At 74.4% G+C, this 17,484-nt stretch carries 15 protein-coding genes; 4 read left to right on the forward strand and 11 right to left on the reverse strand.

Translation table 11 applies throughout. The features are described from left to right. Positions 1 to 21: 21 nt before the first annotated feature. From CLV70_RS26900 to hrcA, 9 genes are all read right to left on the reverse strand, one after another. Positions 22 to 1,773, reverse strand: a complete 1,752-nt coding sequence (locus tag CLV70_RS26900) for an ABC transporter ATP-binding protein (RefSeq protein ID WP_106129384.1) — start codon at positions 1,771 to 1,773, stop codon at positions 22 to 24. Continuing rightward, a complete protein-coding gene (locus CLV70_RS26905) occupies positions 1,770 to 3,476 on the reverse strand; it encodes an ABC transporter ATP-binding protein (RefSeq protein ID WP_106129385.1) in 1,707 nt (568 codons plus the stop codon). The genes CLV70_RS26900 and CLV70_RS26905 overlap by 4 nt, the downstream gene beginning before the upstream one ends. After that, positions 3,473 to 3,685: an MbtH family protein gene (locus tag CLV70_RS26910; RefSeq protein WP_106129386.1), complete on the reverse strand. Its 213-nt coding sequence runs from the start codon at positions 3,683 to 3,685 to the stop codon at positions 3,473 to 3,475. Before CLV70_RS26910 ends, CLV70_RS26905 begins: the two co-directional genes overlap by 4 nt. A gap of 37 nt (positions 3,686 to 3,722) precedes the next feature. Further along, a complete protein-coding gene (locus CLV70_RS26915) occupies positions 3,723 to 4,484 on the reverse strand; it encodes an ABC transporter ATP-binding protein (RefSeq protein ID WP_281260494.1) in 762 nt (253 codons plus the stop codon). Between the two features lie 34 nt (positions 4,485 to 4,518). Next, entirely contained in the window at positions 4,519 to 5,562 is a 1,044-nt protein-coding gene (locus CLV70_RS26920) for a FecCD family ABC transporter permease (RefSeq protein ID WP_106129388.1), read from the reverse strand. Beyond that, positions 5,559 to 6,617, reverse strand: a complete 1,059-nt coding sequence (locus CLV70_RS26925; RefSeq protein ID WP_106129389.1) for an iron chelate uptake ABC transporter family permease subunit — start codon at positions 6,615 to 6,617, stop codon at positions 5,559 to 5,561. Before CLV70_RS26925 ends, CLV70_RS26920 begins: the two co-directional genes overlap by 4 nt. A gap of 65 nt (positions 6,618 to 6,682) precedes the next feature. After that, positions 6,683 to 7,417 (reverse strand): 16S rRNA (uracil(1498)-N(3))-methyltransferase, encoded by a 735-nt coding sequence (locus tag CLV70_RS26930; protein WP_106129390.1) that lies wholly within the window; start codon positions 7,415 to 7,417, stop codon positions 6,683 to 6,685. A gap of 2 nt (positions 7,418 to 7,419) precedes the next feature. Continuing rightward, complete coding sequence (dnaJ, locus tag CLV70_RS26935; protein WP_211303902.1) at positions 7,420 to 8,562, reverse strand: molecular chaperone DnaJ; 1,143 nt, start codon at positions 8,560 to 8,562, stop codon at positions 7,420 to 7,422. Between the two features lie 61 nt (positions 8,563 to 8,623). Next, a complete protein-coding gene (gene hrcA, locus CLV70_RS26940) occupies positions 8,624 to 9,646 on the reverse strand; it encodes a heat-inducible transcriptional repressor HrcA (RefSeq protein WP_106129392.1) in 1,023 nt (340 codons plus the stop codon). Between the two features lie 219 nt (positions 9,647 to 9,865). On the opposite strand from hrcA, the gene CLV70_RS26945 reads away from it, so the two are divergent. After that, positions 9,866 to 10,597, forward strand: coding sequence for a DUF4870 domain-containing protein (locus tag CLV70_RS26945; RefSeq protein ID WP_106129506.1), 732 nt, complete (start codon positions 9,866 to 9,868; stop codon positions 10,595 to 10,597). Between the two features lie 155 nt (positions 10,598 to 10,752). On the opposite strand, the gene CLV70_RS26950 is transcribed toward CLV70_RS26945, so the two are convergent. Both CLV70_RS26950 and hemW read right to left on the reverse strand, forming a co-directional pair. Further along, complete coding sequence (locus CLV70_RS26950; protein WP_106129393.1) at positions 10,753 to 12,657, reverse strand: S8 family serine peptidase; 1,905 nt, start codon at positions 12,655 to 12,657, stop codon at positions 10,753 to 10,755. Positions 12,658 to 12,729: 72 nt separating this feature from the next. Next, positions 12,730 to 13,929 (reverse strand): radical SAM family heme chaperone HemW, encoded by a 1,200-nt coding sequence (hemW, locus tag CLV70_RS26955; protein WP_106129394.1) that lies wholly within the window; start codon positions 13,927 to 13,929, stop codon positions 12,730 to 12,732. 36 nt (positions 13,930 to 13,965) lie between these two features. On the opposite strand from hemW, the gene CLV70_RS26960 reads away from it, so the two are divergent. From CLV70_RS26960 to CLV70_RS26970, 3 genes are all read left to right on the forward strand, one after another. Next, entirely contained in the window at positions 13,966 to 14,751 is a 786-nt protein-coding gene (locus CLV70_RS26960; protein ID WP_106129395.1) for an enoyl-CoA hydratase-related protein, read from the forward strand. Next, complete coding sequence (locus tag CLV70_RS26965) at positions 14,741 to 15,580, forward strand: hypothetical protein (protein ID WP_106129396.1); 840 nt, start codon at positions 14,741 to 14,743, stop codon at positions 15,578 to 15,580. Before CLV70_RS26960 ends, CLV70_RS26965 begins: the two co-directional genes overlap by 11 nt. A 137-nt stretch (positions 15,581 to 15,717) precedes the next feature. After that, on the forward strand, positions 15,718 to 17,370 hold the full coding sequence (locus tag CLV70_RS26970) for a PAS domain S-box protein (protein WP_106129397.1): 1,653 nt from the start codon (positions 15,718 to 15,720) through the stop codon (positions 17,368 to 17,370). Positions 17,371 to 17,484: the final 114 nt, after the last annotated feature.

Here is a 17,484-nt window from a genome sequence, read left to right on the forward strand (position 1 = left end):
CGTCAGCGACGCGAGATTAGGTTAGCCTAACCTTGTCTCCGCGTTCGCCGGGGCCCGGGACTCCCAGGCGGCCCAGAGCCGGGCGTAGCGCCCGCCGGCGGCGACCAGCTCGGCGTGCGCGCCCGACTCCACGATGGACCCGTGCTCCATGACGACGACCCGGTCCGCGGCGGCGGCCTGGGTCAGCCGGTGCGCCACGACCAGGGCGGTACGCCCGTCCAGCGCCGCCGCGGCCGCCTCCTCCAGCGCCCGGGCGCCCGAGCTGCCCGCCTCCGCGGTGGCCTCGTCCAGGACCGCCACCGCCGGGTCGAGCAGGACCAGCCGGGCCAGCGCCAGCTGCTGCGCCTGCGCGGCGGTCAGGTGGTGACCGCCGTCCCCGACGACCGTGGCCAGGCCCTCCGGCAGCGCCCGCGCCCATTCCAGCGCCCCGACGGCGGCCAGGGCGGCCTCCACCTCGGCCGGGCCGGCCTCCGGGCGGGCCAGCAGCAGATCCTCGGCCAGCGGGCCGGCGAAGACGTGGGTCTCCTGGCTGACGATGGCCACCGTGTGCGCGGGCAGGTCGGTCACCGGCACGCCGTCCACCCGGGCCGCGCCGCTGCCGGGCCGCAGGATGCCGGCGGCGATCGAGGCGGCGGTGGTCTTGCCCGCACCCGTCGCGCCCACCAGGGCCACCCGCTCCCCGGGCTCGACCCGCAGCGACACGTTGCGCAGCACCGGCGTCACGCCGTCGTAGCTGAAGCTGACGTCGTCCAGGGTCAGCGACGAGTCGGCCGGCGCTCGCCCGCCGGAACGCTCCTCCACCGGCATCCGGAGCACGCCGACCAGCCGCGCCAGGCTCGCCCCCGCCGCCTGCACCTCGTCGAAGGTGAACAGCAGCGTCGAGACCGGGTTGAAGAGCCGGTGGAACAGCAGCGCCGCCGCCGACGTCTCGCCGACGGTCACCGCGCCGTCGCGGACCAGCAGGAAGCCCACCACGAGGATCGCCGCCAGCCCGAGGAACTCGGCGCGGTTCACCCGGCCGACGAAGCGCGTGAACAGCGTGAAGACGTTCACCGAGATGTCGCGGGCCTGGGCGGACGCGCCGTCGATGGCGCGCAGGTGCCGGTCCTCCAGCCGGTACGCGTGCACCGTCCGCAGCCCCTGCATGCTCTCCACGAGCAGCTGGGACCGCTCGGCGACGGCGGCGCGCTCCTGGGCGTACCGGGGGGCCGACCGGGGCAGGTACCAGCGCAGGGCGAGCACGTAGAACGGCACGGCGAGGGCGCCGGCCAGCCCGAGCCGCCAGTCGAGGCCGGCCATCGCCGCGAGGCTGAGCACGCCGAGCAGCAGCGCCGAGATCATCTGGGGCAGCACGTCCGAGACGGCCTTGCCGACGGCCGCGATGTCGGCGCCCACCCGGGAGAGCAGGTCGCCGCGCCCGGCCCGGTCGAGCACCCGGGCGGGCAGCCGCAGCGCGGTCGCCACGGTGGCCTCCCGCAGGTCGGCGAGCATCCGGGCGCCCAGCCGCCCGACCAGGTACGAGCCCAGCCCGGTGGCGAGCCCGCCGGCCAGCGCGGCGACCACGATCACGACGGAGATGCCCACGATGGCCGAGGTGCCGGCGCCGGCGCGGACGCGGTCGACGAGCAGGCCGAGGGCGTACACGGGGACGATCGAGGCGGCTGCCGCGAGCACGCCGACGGCCAGGGTGCCGGCCACCTCGCCCGGCCGGCCGCGCAGCTCGGACCGCAGCCAGGCGCGGCTCTCGGCCGCCGTGGCGATCGGAAGTTTCATCGGAGCACCAACCGGCGGTAGGAGTCGTCGGAGGAACCGAGCTCGGCGTGCGCGCCCTCGGCGGTGACCACGCCGTCGCCGAGGACGACGACCCGGTCGGTGGCCGCGAGCAGGGCCGGGCTGCCGGTGATGACCACGGTGGCGAAGCCGGACCCCGGACCGTGCCGCAGCGCCCGGATGCCCTGGGCGACGGCGTGCTCGGTGACCGCGTCGACGGCCGTGGTCGGGTCGTGCAGCACCAGCACGGGCGGGCGGGCCAGCAGCGCGCGGGCCAGGGCGAGCCGCTGCCGCTGGCCGCCGGAGAGGCTCGCGCCGCGCTCGGCCACCGGCGTGCCGAGGCCCTCCGGCTGGGTGTCCACCACCTCGTCGGCGGCGGCCGCGGCGAGCGCCCCGGCCATCGAGAGGCCCTCGCCGGGCGCCGAGGGATCCTCGCCGTGCGGGGCCACGTTCGCGGCGATGGTGCCGGTGAACAGGTCGGCGTGGTGCGGCTCCACCAGCAGCAGGCGGCGGGCGTGGTCGCGGTCGACGTCCTCCAGGCGCTCGCCGCCGAGGCGCACGGCGCCCTCGTAGCCGGCCGGGGTGGCGAGGAGCCGCACGAGGGCCTCCGCGTCGGCCGGGCGGCGGGCCACCACGCCGACGAACTCGCCCGGGCGTACCCGCAGGTCGAGGCCGGCGAGCGGGCCGTGCCGGACGCCGCTCAGGTGCAGCTCGCACCGCTCGGCGGCGGGGGCGGCGACGCCCTCGGGCAGGACCAGCCCGGCGTCGGTGACCTGGGCGACCCGGTCCGCCGACGCCCGCGCCTCGGCGATCCAGCTCGGCACGATGGCCAGCAGCCCGAACGGCTCGACGAGGAACTGGGCGGAGCCGATCACCGTGATGAACTGACCGACGGTGATCCGGCCGGAGAGCGCGAACCAGCCGGCCAGGATCGCGATGCCGCAGGCCAGCAGGGTGCTCAGGACGGTCGAGGCGGCGAGGTAGCCGCCCTGGGTCCGCGCGGCGCGCAGGGTCGCGGCGAGGGAGCGGCGGCTCACCACGCGGTAGCGCTCGGCGGCGGCGTCCTGGGCCCCGATGCCGCGCAGCGGGCGCAGGCCGGTGACCAGGTCGGTGGCGAGCGAGGTGGCCCGGCCCGCCTGCTCCTGCTGGTCCGCCACCCGCTCGGTGATCCGCGGCGCACTGAGCTGCAGCACGACCAGCACCAGCGGGGTGGCGACCAGGACCGCGAGGCCCAGCGGTACGGAGATCAGCAGCAGCGTGACGGCGCTGATGGCGGTCGCCACCACGGCACCGGCGATCCGCGGCACGTAGTCCAGCAGGTACGACGTGTTGTCGGCGTCGCTCGTGGACACCGTGAGCAGGTCACCCGCCCGGAAGTCGGTACGCACCCCGCGCGGGTGCAGGATCTTCGCGGACACCTCGAGGCGCAGCAGGTGGGCCTCCTCCGCGATGGCCTTCATGAGCTGCCGCGCACCGAACCGGTACGCCATGGTCAGCACCGCGAACAGGACCCCCAGCGCCCCCACCCACAGCGCCAGCGCGGTGCCGTCGCCCGGCGTGACCGCGCTGTCCACGATGACCCCGATGAGGATCGGGATCGCCGCCTCGCAGGCCTGGTGCACGCCGATCAGCGCCGTGCCGGGCCACAGGCGGCGGCCGTTGCGGGTGACCGTCCTGCGGAGGATGCGGCCGCCGGAACGACTCACTGCGCCATGCTGTCGCGCAGGCTCTTCGGGCGCAGGTCGGTCCAGTTGGCGTCCACGTAGTCCAGGGCCTCCTGGCGCGACGCCGGCCCGAAGACGCTGCGCCAGCCCGCCGGGATCTCCTTGAACGACGGCCAGAGCGAGTGCTGCTCCTCGGCGTTGACCAGGACGTGGAAGGTGCCGTTCTCGTCGTCGAACGGGTTGCTGGACACGGTGACTCCTTCGCGCGGGACCGATTGAAAGGTAAGGCTAGCCTAAGCCGGAGCGGGGAATCACGAGCGGGGTGTGCGTCTCCGGGTCGTCGATGATCCGGCAGCCGAGCCCGAAGACGCCGCTCACCAGGTCGGCGGTCAGCACCTCGCGCGGGTCGCCCTGCGCCACCACCGCGCCGGCCTTCATCACCACGAGATGATCGGCGTAGCGGGCGGCCTGGTTCAGGTCGTGCAGCACCGCCACCATGGTCGTGCCCTGCTCACGGTTCAGCCGTACGCACAGCTCCAGCAGTTCGATCTGGTGCGCGATGTCCAGGAACGTGGTCGGCTCGTCGAGCAGCACGATCGGGGTCTGCTGGGCGAGCACCATGGCGACCCACACCCGCTGCCGCTGCCCGCCGGAGAGGGTGTCGACCGGTTCCCCGGAGAGCTCGGTCACCCCCGTGGCGGCCATCGCGGCGACCACCGCGGCCTCGTCCGCCGGCGACCACTGCCGGATCAGCCTCTGGTGCGGGAACCGGCCGCGGGCCACCAGCTCGGCCACGGTGATCCCGTCCGGCGCGATCGACGACTGCGGCAGCAGGCCGAGCCGCCGGGCGACCTCCTTGGCCGGGCGCGCGTGGATGTCGCCGCCGTCCAGGAGCACCTCGCCGGCCGACGGCTTGAGCAGCCGGGCCAGCGCCCGCAGCAGCGTCGACTTGCCGCACGCGTTCGGGCCGATGATCGCCGTGAACCGGCCGGCCGGCACCTCCAGGTCCAGGTGCGACGAGATGGTCTTCCGGTCGTAGCCGACCGTGATGTCGCGGGCCGCGAGCACGCTCAAGGTCTCCCCCTCACCGACGGGCCTGGCGGACCAGCAGCCAGACGAAATAGAGGCCGCCCACCGACACGGTCACCACGCCGACCGGCAGCTGGGTCGGCGCGAACGCCCGCTGGGCCAGCCAGTCGCTGACCATCAGCAGCAGGGCACCCATCGCCGCCGACGGGACCAGGGCGATGCCGGGCGTGCCGGTCAGCCGCCGGGCGAGCTGCGGGGCGGCGAGCGCGACGAAGGAGACCGGTCCGGCCGCGGCGGTCGCCACCGCGGTCAGGGCGACCCCGATGATCAGGTACGCGAGCCGCACCGGCTCCACGCGTACGCCCAGCGCCGCGGCGGCGTCGTCGCCCATCTCCAGCAGCGCCAGGCGGGGCCCGTACGCGATCAGCACCAGGCAGAGCACCCCCACCCCGGCCGCGACCGGGGTGACCTGCGCCCAGCCGAGCCCGTTCAGGCTGCCCTGCCCCCACATCGACGCGGCGTACGCGGCCTGGAGGTCCATCTTGATCAGGAACCACTGGTTCGCGGAGGTGAGCATGGCGCTGACCGCGATGCCCACGATGATCAGCCGGAAGCCCTGCACGCCGCGCCGGAACGCGAGCAGGTAGACGAGCAGCGCGGTGATCAGCCCGCCGGCCAGCGCACCCGTCGCGACCAGGTAGTAGCCGTTGCCGGCGAAGACCGTGACGATCAGCACCCCGGTGTACGCGCCGGTGTTGAAGCCGATGACGTCCGGGCTGCCCAGCGGATTGCGGGTGAGCGCCTGGAAGATCGCGCCGGCCAGCCCCAGCGCCGCGCCGATGATCAGGGCGAGCAGGACGCGCGGCAGCCGCCAGTCGACCACCACCAGGCGGGCGGCGCGGGTGCCCTCCCCCGCCAGCGCCTCGAGCACCTGACCGGGGGTGAGCGTGAACTCGCCCGTACCCAGGGCAAGGACGCCCACCGCGAGGGCCGCGACGGCCAGGACCAGGCAGATCAGGGCGGGTCTGAGCGCGAAGCGGCCGCTGACGCGTCGCCCGGCCCGCAGCGTGACGACCCGGCGGCCGAAGTCGACGCTCACAGGGCGCTCACCCGCCGGCGGCGCACCCACCAGATCAGCACCGGGGCGCCGAGGAACGCGGTCACCACGCCCACCCGCAGTTCCCCGGGACGCACCACGAGCCGCCCGGCGATGTCGGCGAGCAGCATCAGCACCGGGCCCAGCACGACCGTGTACGCGAAGATCCAGCGCTGGTCCGGGCCGACGATCCAGCGCACCACGTGCGGCACCATCAGGCCGACGAACCCGATCGGGCCGACCGCGGCGGTGGCGGCGCCGGTCAGCAGCATCACCGACACGGTCGCCAGGATCCGGGTACGCCCGATGCCCGCGCCCAGCGTCCGGGCGAGATCGTCACCGAGCGCCACGGCGTTCAGCGAGCGCGCCACGACGAGGGCGAGCACGGCGCCGGCCGCGACGAACGGCAGGATGGTGACGGCGACCCGCATCGGGTGCCCGGCCAGCGAGCCGATGTCCCAGAAGCGCAGGTAGTCGAAGGCGCGCGGGCGGACCAGCCGGATGCCGCCGGAGATGCCGTCCATGACCGCGCCGAGGGCGACGCCGGCCAGGGTGAGGCGCACCGGGGTGGCGCCGGCCCGGCCCGCCGACCCGAGCAGGTAGACCAGGGTCAGCGCGAAGGCGACCCCGGCGAAGCCGAACCACAGGTACTGGGACAGGTTCGTGAGGCCGAGCACGCCGACCGCGAAGACGACGAAGAGGCTGGCGCCGGAGTTGACGCCGAGGATCTGGGTGTCCGCGAGCGGGTTGCGGGTCACCGCCTGGATCACCGCGCCGGACAGGCCGAACGCGACGCCGGCCAGCAGCCCGAGCACCGTGCGCGGCACCCGCAGGTCCCGCACCACGGACTGGTCGTCGGTGTCGGTGTAGTGGAAGAACGCGTCCCAGACGGTCGCCGGCGAGATGGTGCGGGTGCCGAGCGCGATGCTGAGCAGGCAGACGACCGCCAGCCCGCCGAGGCAGGCGAGCAGCAGCAGGCCACGGCGCGCCTGGGTGGCCGCGACGCCGCCGGCGGGTCCGGGCGCACGCGCGGGCGCCGGCGTACGCGTCAGGACCATGCCCGAAGCTTAGGCTAGCCTTCCCTACCAGTCACGAGCGGTCCAGCCGGCTGGACCTCCCGGCGTCACCAGCGGTCCAGGGCGGCGGACAGGACGGAGAGGGCGGCCACGCCCGCGGTGGAGGTGCGCAGCACCGAGTCGCCGAGGCGCACCGGCTGGGCGCCGGCCGCGACGAACGCGCCGAGCTCCTGGTCGCTGATGCCGCCCTCGGGCCCCACGACCAGCACGATCTCCCCCGCCCCGGGCAGCTTCGCCCGGGTGAGCCGGTCGGTCGCCTCCTCGTGCAGCACGAAGGCCGCCGCGGCCGAGCCGAGCCGGGCCGCCGCCTGCTTCGTGGACACGTCCGGATCCCCCGAGACCACCGGCAGCCACGGTCGGCGCGCCTGCTTGGCCGCCTCCCGCGCGGTGGACACCCACTTCTCCCGGGCGCGCACGCCGCGGTCGCCGCGCCACTGCGCCACCGACCGGGACGCCGACCAGGGCGCGATCTCGTCGACGCCGATCTCGGTCATCGCCTGCACGGCCAGCTCGCCGCGGTCGCCCTTGGCGATGCCCTGCACCACCACCAGGCGCGGATCGGGAGCGGGGACGAACGTCCGCTCGCCGACGGTCACGTCGACGCTGCCCCGCCCGGCCGCGGTGACCTCGGCGCGGGCCGAGCCGCCCCGGCCGTCGGCGAGGACGAGGACCTCACCCGGCTTCAACCGCTGCACGTCCGCAGCGTGGTGGCCCTCCTTGCCGGCCAGCGTGAACCGGGCGGAGGCGGGCAGTTCGTCGACGAGGAACAGCGGCGCGGACACGGTCAGTGGCCGTTGAACGCGTCCCGCATGCGCGAGAAGAACCCGCCCTGCTTGCTGAGCTCGGCCACGTCCTCGCCGCGCGTCTTGGCGAAGTCGCGCAGCATCCGCTCCTGGTCGGGGGTCAGCTTCGTCGGCGTCTTCACGTCCAGGTGCACGAAGAGGTCGCCGCGCCCCTGACCCCGCAGGTGCGGTACGCCCTTGCCCCGCACCCGCAGCGTCGACGCCGGCTGGGTGCCCGCCTTGACCTCGATGTTCTCCTCGGAGTCCAGCGTCTTAATGGTCAGCCGGGTGCCGAGCGCCGCCGCGGTCATCGGCAGCGTCACCCGGCAGTGCAGGTCGTCGCCCTTGCGCGAGTAGACGTCGTGGGGGCGCTCGTGGATCTCCACGTACAGGTCGCCGGCCGTGCCGCCGCCCGGGCCGACCTCGCCCTGCTGGGCCAGCCGGATGCGCATGCCGTCCTCGACGCCCGGCGGGATCTTCACCGTCAGCGAGCGGCGGGTGCGGATGCGGCCGTCGCCGGCGCAGGTCGGGCAGGGGTGCGGGATCACCGTGCCGTGGCCCTGGCAGGTCTGGCAGGGCCGCGACGAGACGACCTGGCCGAGGAAGGTCCGCTGCACGGACTGCACCTCACCGCGCCCGCCGCAGGTCTCGCAGGTGGCCAGGTGGGTGCCGGGCGCGGTGCCGGCCCCGGAGCACTGCCCGCAGAGCACGGCCGTGTCGACGGTGATCGGCGCCTCGACGCCGAACGCGGTCTCCACCAGGTCGAGCTCCAGGCGCAGGATGGCGTCGGCGCCGGGCCGCGTGCGCGGGCGCGGTCCCCGGGCGCCGCCGCCGGCGGCCGTGCCGAAGAACGCGTCCATGATGTCCTGGAAGCCGACGAACGGGCCGGCCCCGCCGGGACCGCCCGGGCCCGCCCCGCCGCCGCCGGGCGCCAGGGGGTCGCCGCCGAGATCGACGATCTGCCGCTTCTGGTCGTCGGAGAGGACCTCGTACGCGGCGTTGATGTCCTTGAACTTCTCGTGCGCCTCGGGGTCCGGATTGACGTCCGGGTGGTACTGACGGGCCAGCTTGCGGTAGGCGCGCTTGATCTCGTCGTCGGTGGCTTCGCGGCTGATGCCGAGAATTCCGTAGTAGTCCTTGGCCACAGGGTTTCGAGTCCTCATGTCTGCCCCGCGCTGTGCGCCGGAGACCGTCGTCGCTTTTGCGTCAGTTCTGTGCCAGCAGATCGCCAACGTAGCGTGCCACGGCACGTACGGTGGCGATGGTGCCGGGGTAATCCATCCGGGTGGGCCCCAGGACACCGAGCCCACCAACGATCGTCGCACCCGGTCCGTAACCGGTGCTCACCACCGAGGCCGCCCGGAGATTGTCGATCTCGTTCTCGTCGCCGATGCGGACCCGGGTGGTGCTGGGCTCCACCTCGCCGATGAGCTTGAGCAGGATGACCTCCTCCTCCAGTGCCTCCAGCACCGGCCGCAGCGAGCCCTGGAAGTCGAGCACGCCGCCGCGGGTCAGGTTGGCCGTGCCGGCCAGAGCGAGACGCTCGTCACTGCGCTCGACCAGCGTCTCCAGCAGGACGGAGGCGAGGCACGCCATCGTGGTGCGCGCCTCGGGCGCCGACTCGTCGACCAGCGCCTGCACCAGCGGCGGGGCGTCGGCGAGCTTCTGCCCGGCGAGCTTCGCGTTGACCTTGCGCCGCAGGTCGAGCACGTCGTCGCTGGTGGTCGGCGCGGGCAGCTCCACCAGGCGCTGCTCCACCCGGCCGGTGTCGGCGATCATCACGAGCATGACCCGGGTGGTGGAGATCGGCACCAGCTCCAGGTGCCGCACCGAGGACCGGGAAAGGCTCGGATACTGCACCACGGCGACCTGGCGGGTGAGCTGGGCGAGCAGGCGCACCGTGCGGTGCACCACGTCGTCGAGGTCGACCGCGCCGGCGAGGAACCGCTCGATGGCCCGCCGCTCGGCCGGGCTCAGCGCCTTGACCCGCGACAGGCGGTCGACGAACAGCCGGTAGCCCGCGTCGGTGGGCACCCGGCCGGCGCTGGTGTGCGGCTGCCGGATGTAGCCCTCCTCCTCGAGGACCGCCATGTCGTTGCGCACGGTGGCCGGGGAAACGCCCAGCTGGTGCCGCTCGACAAGAGCCTTGCTGCCGACCGGTTCCTGGGTGGCCACGTAGTCCTCGACGATGGCACGCAGCACCTCGAGCTTGCGGTCATCGAGACTCATGACCCCTCCCCCCTCAGCCCCAAGCCCTCAGCCCCGGCTTCCGTTTTGCACACTCTCGCTCTTGGCACTCCTGTAAGTCGAGTGCCAGTCTACGTCGCACCGGCCTCCCGCGCGATGATCGACCGGTAGTGCTGCCGCCACTTAGCCGACTGTCTATTCTCCGACCTCGCCCGGGTGTTGCCCTCGCCACCGTCGACCAGCGGACCTACGGTGTTCGGCATGACAGAACCGCCGCGTCCGCCCGGTGAGGGAAATCCCTCCGACCCCACCGCGCCGCTCAACCCATATACGGGCAACGATCCCGGATCGGCCCCGCCGCCGCCCCCCGCGTACGGCTCCCCCCAGCCCCCCACCTACGGCAGCCCCCCGCCCGCCTCCGGGCCGCCCGCGTACGGCCCGCCGCCCGGCTCCGGAGCCGGTGGCTACCCGCCGCCGCCCCCGCAGGGCCCGGGTGGCTACGGTCCCCCGCCCGGCTCCGGCGCACCCTACGGCGGCCCGCCGCCCGGCTCCGGCGCTCCCTACGGCGGTCCCCCGCCCGGCCAGCCCCCGTACGGCGCACCCGGCGGCTACGGCCAGCCCGGCTACCCGCCGCAGGGCTACGGCCAGGGCGGCGGCGACGACAAGACGTGGATCCTGGTCGCCCACTTCGGCGGCGCGGCCGGCGCCTTCCTCGGCGGCGGCTGCTCGGGCTGGATCGCCCCGCTGGTGGCGCTGCTCGCCCGCGGCAACCAGTCCCCGTACGTGCGGGCCGAGGCGGTCAAGGCGCTGAACTTCCAGATCCTCTGGTCGATCATCGCGATCGTCGGCTGGGTGCTGACCTGCATCGTGATCGGCGTCTTCGTCGGCATCGCGGCCTGGCTGATCGCCACGATCATCGGCGTCATCGCGGGCGTGAAGGCGAACAACAACGAGCCGTACAACTACCCGATGACGGTCTCGCTGATCAAGTAGCGGCCCGGGCGGCGCCGAGCTCTCGGCGGCGCCGCCCGGCCCGGACCACCCCGCCGCCACCCGGCCCCGATCACCCCGCCGCCACCCGGCCCGGATCAGCCCGGATCACCCCGCCGCCGCCCGGCCTGGATCACCGCGCCGCCGCCCGGCCCGGGTCAGCCGACCCGGATCGACCTGGTGATCCGCACGACGCGCCCGTCGCGGCCGACGCCCTGCACCGTGAGCGTCCCGGTGCGCGCCGACTGCACCGGCAGCACGCTCACCGACACGTCGCCGCCGGTCAGCCGCACGGTCACGAGCGCCACCGTACGGGTGGTCTTGCGGTAGGCGTACGTCTCCCGGACCGTCAGCACGCTCCCCGGCCGCAGCGAGGTGCCGCGCACGACGATCCGCCCCTTCCTCGCCACCGCCGTACGGTTCAGCGCCAGCCTCGCCGCCGCCCACCGGGCCGTGCCCGTGGCACTGATCCGCGCGGACGTGCCGCCGGGGCCGTACGCCTCCACCGCGTACGTGTGGGCGATCCCGCCGTCGACCCGGTCGGTGAGCGCGGTGCCCGCGAGCGTGGCCCGCAGCACCCCGTCGCGGTACAGCCGGTAGCCGCTGACCGGCGCGGTGCCGCCGCCCGGCACGGCCGCCCAGCTCACCCGCAACGCCTCGACCTGGGCGGTGACCCGCACCGACGAGGGCGCGGCCGGCGCGACGGCCGGCGGGGGCGTGATCACCGGCGCGGGCACCGGCAGGGACGGCGGCGCGGGCTCGGGCCCGGCCGGCGGAGTCGTGACGACCGGCGACGGCGTCGGCGTGGTCACCACCGGCGACGGCGCCGGGGTCGTCACCACGGGCGACGGCGCCGGGGTGGTCACGACCGGTGCCGGGTCGGCCGGTGCCGGGTCGGCCGGTACCGCCGGCCACTCCACGCCGGTCAGCAGTCGATACGGATTCACCGTCCCGTACCCGAACTCGTTGTCGAACCCGGCCGGCCCCGCGTCGATCGCCGTGCCGATCAGCGCGTCCCGCACCTGCGCCGCCGTGGCCGACGCGTGCCCGGCCCGCCACAGCGCGACGGTCGCCGCCACGTGCGGGCTCGCCATCGACGTACCGCTCATCGAGACGTACGGGAAGCTCGGATCGGTGTGCCGGGCGTCCATGCTCAGGATGCCGTAGCCCGGGGCGGCGACCGTGGCCGTACCGCTGCTGTTGCTGAAGTAAGCCGACGTGCCCTGTGCGGTCGTGGCCGCCACCGCGATGACCCCCGGCACCGACGCCGGCCACACCGCCTGGTTGCCGGTCTGCCGGTTGTTGCCGTTGGCCGCCACGACCGACACGCCGTGGCTGGTGGCGTACGCGATGGCGGTGTTGTAGTTGGGGGTCTGCGGGCCGCTCAGCGACATGTTGATCACCGTCGCGCCGTGGTCGACCGCCGCGACGATGCCCTGGGCGATGCCGATGTCGGAGCCGGTGCCGGAGGCGTTGAGCACGCGCACCGGGATGATCCCCACGCCGGAGGCGATGCCCGCCACGCCCTTGCCGTTGCCGGCGACCGCGCCGATCGTGCCCGCGACGTGCGTGCCGTGACCGTGCGGGTCGACGCAGCCGGTGCCGCCCGAGGAGGTGGTGTACGCGTCGCCGATCACGTCGGCGCCGAGGTCGCAGCGAACCTGCCCGGGGGTCCAGTCCTCCTCGGCGGGGCTCACCCCGGTGTCGAGGACCGCGACGAGCTGACCGGTCGTGCCCGGCCGGGGCGTGACGTCGTCGATGTGCAGGGCGTCGTTGCCCCACAGGGAGCCGCGCCAGGTGTCGTCGCTGGGCGCCCCGGCCACCCCGGCCTCGGTGGCGAAGGACGCGCCGATGGAGCCCGGGAGGTTCTCGGCGCGGCGCACCTCCTGCGCCAGGGTCGGCGCGGTGACCTCGACGAACGTGGGCCGTCCGGCCGGGTCGAGCACCGTCGCGTAGGTGTCCTCGGCGCTGCCGTCGGCCGCCGCGGCCGGGCTGCCCATGCCGAACACGACCGCGCAGCCGGCGATCGCCGCGGCCAGGTGCCGCCGGGTGAAGACTCGCATCCGTCGCCCCTCCGCGGGCGCCGGCGTCTCCGGTGCCCCCCGCAGGATCGGCAGGGGGGCCCGGCCGCGAAGCTAAACGAGCTCGCGAATTACCGCATCCGCGAGCAAGCGACCACGGAGAGTAAGGACAGCGCGGCCCTCGGCGTACGGAACCGGCTCGAGCAGGCCGTCCGCCAGGGCCTGCCGGGAGCCCCGCGGATCGGCCAGCTCCAGCGGCAACCCGTCGTCGAGGCGCAACCGGAGCATCACCTCCTCGACCCGGCGGTCCTCCGCGGTCAGCAGCTCCCGCGCCAGCCCGGGCGAGACACCCTCGGCGAGCCTCTTCGCGTACGCGGAAGGGTGTTTGACGTTCCACCAGCGCACCCCGCCGACGTGGCTGTGCGCGCCCGGCCCGAGCCCCCACCAGTCGCCGCCGGTCCAGTAGAGCCGGTTGTGCCGGCACCGCGCGGCCGGCGACGTGGCCCAGTTCGAGACCTCGTACCAGGCGAAACCCGCGGCCGTCAGGGCCTGCTCCGCGGCGAGGTAGCGGTCCGCGGCGACGTCGTCCTCCGGGTACGGCAGCTCGCCGCGCCGCATCCGCCCGGCGATCCGCGTCCCGTCCTCGACGATCAGCGAGTACGCGCTCACGTGATCCACCCCGGCCCGGATCGCCGCGTCCAGCGAGGCGGCGAAGTCGTCCGCGGTCTCCCCCGGCGTCCCGTAGATCAGGTCCAGGTTGACGTGGTCGAACCCGGCCTCCCGGGCCTCGGCGGCGGCACGCGGCGCCCGCCCCGCGGTGTGCCGGCGGTCGAGGATCGCGAGCACGCCGGGCGACGCCGACTGCATGCCGAGCGAGATGCGCGTGAAGCCCGCCTTGCGCAGGGCCTGGAGCGACGCCGGCGTCACCGACTCCGGGTTGGCCTCGGTGGTGATCTCCGCGTCCGCGGTCAGGCCCCAGGCCCGGTCGATGCCCTCCAGGATCCGGCCCAGGTCGCCCGGGTCGAGCAGGGTGGGCGTACCGCCGCCGACGAACACCGTGTCGACCGGCGCCCGCAGGATGCCCGCGGCCAGCTCCAGCTCGCGCAGCACGGTGCCGGCGTACTCGTCGCGGCTCGCCCCGCCGCCCAGCTCCGCGACCGTGTACGTGTTGAAGTCGCAATACCCGCAGCGGCTGGCGCAGAACGGCACGTGCACGTACACGCCGAAGCCGCGGGCACCGGCCGTACGCAGCGCGGACTCCGGCAACGAGCCGTCAGCGGGCACGGGCTCGCCGTCGGGAAGAGGTCCAGGCATCCGTCAAGTGTGCACGGGGGCAGATAATGTTCCCGCATGGCTCTGGTCCGTACCGTCACCGCCGCCGGCGTGGCCACCCTCACGCTGGACAGCCCCGCGAACCGCAACGCCCTCTCCACGCCGCTGATGAACGAGCTGCTCGCCGCGCTCGGCGCGGCCGTGGCCGACACCGCCGTCCGCGCCGTGGTGATCTCGCACACCGGCCCCGTGTTCTGCTCGGGCGCCGACCTGAAGGAGACCGCCGAGGCCCGCGAGAACGGCCGGGTGCCGGCCGAGCGGCTCGCCGACGTGCTCGCCGCGATCTGGGAGTTCCCCAAGCCCGTGGTCGCCCGGGTGGCCGGCCCCGCCCGCGCCGGCGGACTCGGCCTCATCGCCGCCGCGGACCTCGCGGTCTGCACCAGGGAGGCCACGTTCGCGTTCTCCGAGGTACGCCTGGGGGTGATTCCCGCGGTGATCAGCGCCACCGTGCTGCCGCGGCTGGCACCCCGGGCCGCCGCCGAGCTCTACCTGACCGGCGACGTGTTCGACGGCGTCCGCGCGGAACGGATCGGCCTGGTCACCGCGGCGGTCGAGGCGGACGCGCTGGACGCGACGGTGAGCGGCTACTGCGAGTCGCTGGTGCGGGGCGGCCCGCTCGCCCTCGCCGGCACCAAGCAGCTGCTGCGCCGTCCCCCGGCCGAGTCGATCCGGGCGGATCTCGCCGACCTGTCCGCGCGCTCGGCGGCATACTTCAAGTCCGCGGAGGGACGCGAAGGGGTGACGGCGTTCCGGGAGAAGCGCCCGGCGAGCTGGGTGCCCGAGGGAGGGTCCGGTGAAGCGTAAGCCGCTCGCGGTCGTCGCGGTGGTCGTCCTGCTCGGGGCGCTCGGCGTCTTCGCCGTGACCAGCTCCTTCGACGGCGGCCTCAAGCTGCCGAGCCTCGGCCCGGAGTGCACCGTGCGTGCCGACGGCGAGGTCACCCTCGACGCCGTGCAGATGGCGAACGCCGCCACGATCTCCGCGGTCGGCATGCGGCGCGAGATGTCGGAGCGCGCGATCGTGGTCGCCCTCGCCACCGCGTTCCAGGAGTCCAAGCTCGAGAACCTCGACGACGGCGACCGCGACTCCGTCGGCCTCTTCCAGCAGCGGCCCAGCAAGGGCTGGGGAACCGTGGAGCAGATCAAGGATCCCCGGTACGCGGCCAACCGCTTCTACTCGGCGCTGAAGCGGGTCAAGGGCTGGAAGAAGATGCGGGTCACCGACGCCGCGCAGAAGGTGCAGCGGTCGGCCTATCCGAACGCGTACGAGAAGTGGGCCGACGAGGCCGAGGTGCTGGTCCGGGCCCTCACCGGCCAGGCCACCGGCGCGGTCGAGTGCTCGGTGGACGACGACCCGGCGCTGCGCGGCCCGGCCGCCGCCCAGGCGCTGGCGAAGGCCTTCGCGCTCGACTGGGACGTGGAGGCGGACCGGCTGGCGGACCTGACGGTGAGCGTCAAGGACGTCAACTCCGGCTGGCGGTACGCACACTGGCTCGTCGCCCACGCCGAGAGCACCGGACTCGAACGGGTACGTTTCGCCGACCGGGAATGGTCCGCACCGGACGGAAAGTGGCAGCCCGTAACCGGGGACCGCCGGATCGGCAACCACGAGGTCGCCGTCGAGGTGTTCCGCTGACCTGCGGCGTTTCCCGACTCCGTCTCGCATTCACGTTTATTCACGACCGTCGACACCTCCCCGCACAGCGCCGCTGGTCATAGCGCTGCGTATACATCGACATGGACAGACAGCGACCGTCCTGGTACTAGTTATGGGTGCTCCAAGCCCTGGAATGGATCCTCTTCGGAGCCGCGAGCGTCGGGGCCGTCGCCGTCGGGGTGAGCCGCTACCGGCCCGCCCGCGTCGCCCCCTGGCTCCAGCTCGCCGCCGCGGTCGCCTGCCTCGCCATCGGCGACGTCTTCTACGCGCTCGACGAGCGCAACGTCGCCGACGTCTGCTACCTGACGATGTTCGTGTTCGTCTCGCTGGCGCTGATCCAGTTCACCCGCGGCGGCGCCCTGCTCATGAACCGGGCGCGGCTCATCGACCTGCTCGCCGCCTCCTGCGCGGGGCTGCTGGTCGTCTGGGTCTTCGTCATCGGCGGCAGCGGCCACTTCGGCGCCGTCGCGGCCTCCGACGTGCTCGGCGCGCTGCTGCTCATCGGCGTGGCCGGCCGGCTCATCGTGGCCGCCTGGTTCAACTGGTCGGCCGTGCTGCTCTGCGCCGGGGCCGTGGGCATGCTGGCCAGCGACATCGCGTACGGGCTGCACCCGTCCTGGTACAGCGAGATCGGCTACATGGTGCTCTACCTCGCCTGGGGCGGCGCCGCGCTGCACCCGTCGATGGTCCGGCTGACCACCTCCGGTCCGGCGCGCCCGACCGCGTGGGAGGGCCGGTGGGCGACGCTGCTCGGCTGCTCCGTCGCCACGCCGCCGCTGGTCCTGCTGATCGAGGCGGTCTCCGGCACGGTCACCGACGGCGTCGTGATCGCCGTGGCCTCCGCGCTCACCCTGGTCCTGACCATCACCCGGCTCGCCGACTCGGTGACCCTGAACAGCCAGGCCCTGGTCCGCGAACGCGCCCTCCGCGAGGCGAGCGCCGCCCTGGTCGCCGCGCCCGACGAGGCCGCCGTCGACGAGGCGGTCCGCGCGGCGGTCACCCAGCTCCTGCCCCCGAACGACCTCACCCGGGTGCTGTTCGCCACCGACGACCGCCAGCTGACCCTCGATGCCGTACCGCCGGCGCCGGCGACCCCGCACCCCCGCAGCTGGTGGCTGACCCCGCCGGCCGACGGCGACCCGGGCACCGGCCAGGCGACCCTGATCTGCCCCCTCTGGCTGGAACCGCTCGCGGTGGCCCGCCCCAACGGCGGCGCCCTGCTCCTGGAGGGCCGCCGCGACGTCCTCGCGACCAGCCGCGACGCCCTCGAGGTCCTGGCCGGCCAGGCGGCCCTCGCCCTGGACCGCATCTCCCTCGTCGACGCCGTCGGCCGCCGCGACAGCGACCTCTACCTGCGCGCCGTGATCCGCAACACGGCCGACATCATGCTGGTGGTCGACGACGACCAGGTCATCCGCTACGCCAGCCCGGCCCTGCGCAAACTCATCGGCCGCGAGGAACTCGCCCCCTTCACCACCCTCGCGGACCTCGTCCACCCCGACGACAGCGGCCAGGTCCGCCGAGCCCTCCGCGAGGACGGCGACGGCGTCCTCTACTGCGCCCTCCGCCGCCCCGACGACACCCAGGTCCTGGTCGAAGCCACCTACCGCGACCTCCGCGAGGACCGCCTCGTCCAGGGCTTCGTCGTCACCATGCGAGACGTGACCCGAGCCCACGACCCGGTCGAGCGCATCCCTCACCTGGAACACGTGGACGCCCTCCCGGCCTGGGTCAACCGCCGAAGTGCCCAACACAAATTCCGCTACTGACGTACGGCCCCAGCAAGCCCCCGTGACACACCCCCGGCCACCGTGCCCCCTCCAGGCCGTAGCGGCCTTCCGGCCCGGCCCGGCCCACCCCGGCCCACCCCGGCCCGGCCACCC

Origin of the sequence: Pseudosporangium ferrugineum (genome assembly GCF_003002065.1) — a bacterium.
Lineage (GTDB): Bacteria > Actinomycetota > Actinomycetes > Mycobacteriales > Micromonosporaceae > Actinoplanes > Actinoplanes ferrugineus_A.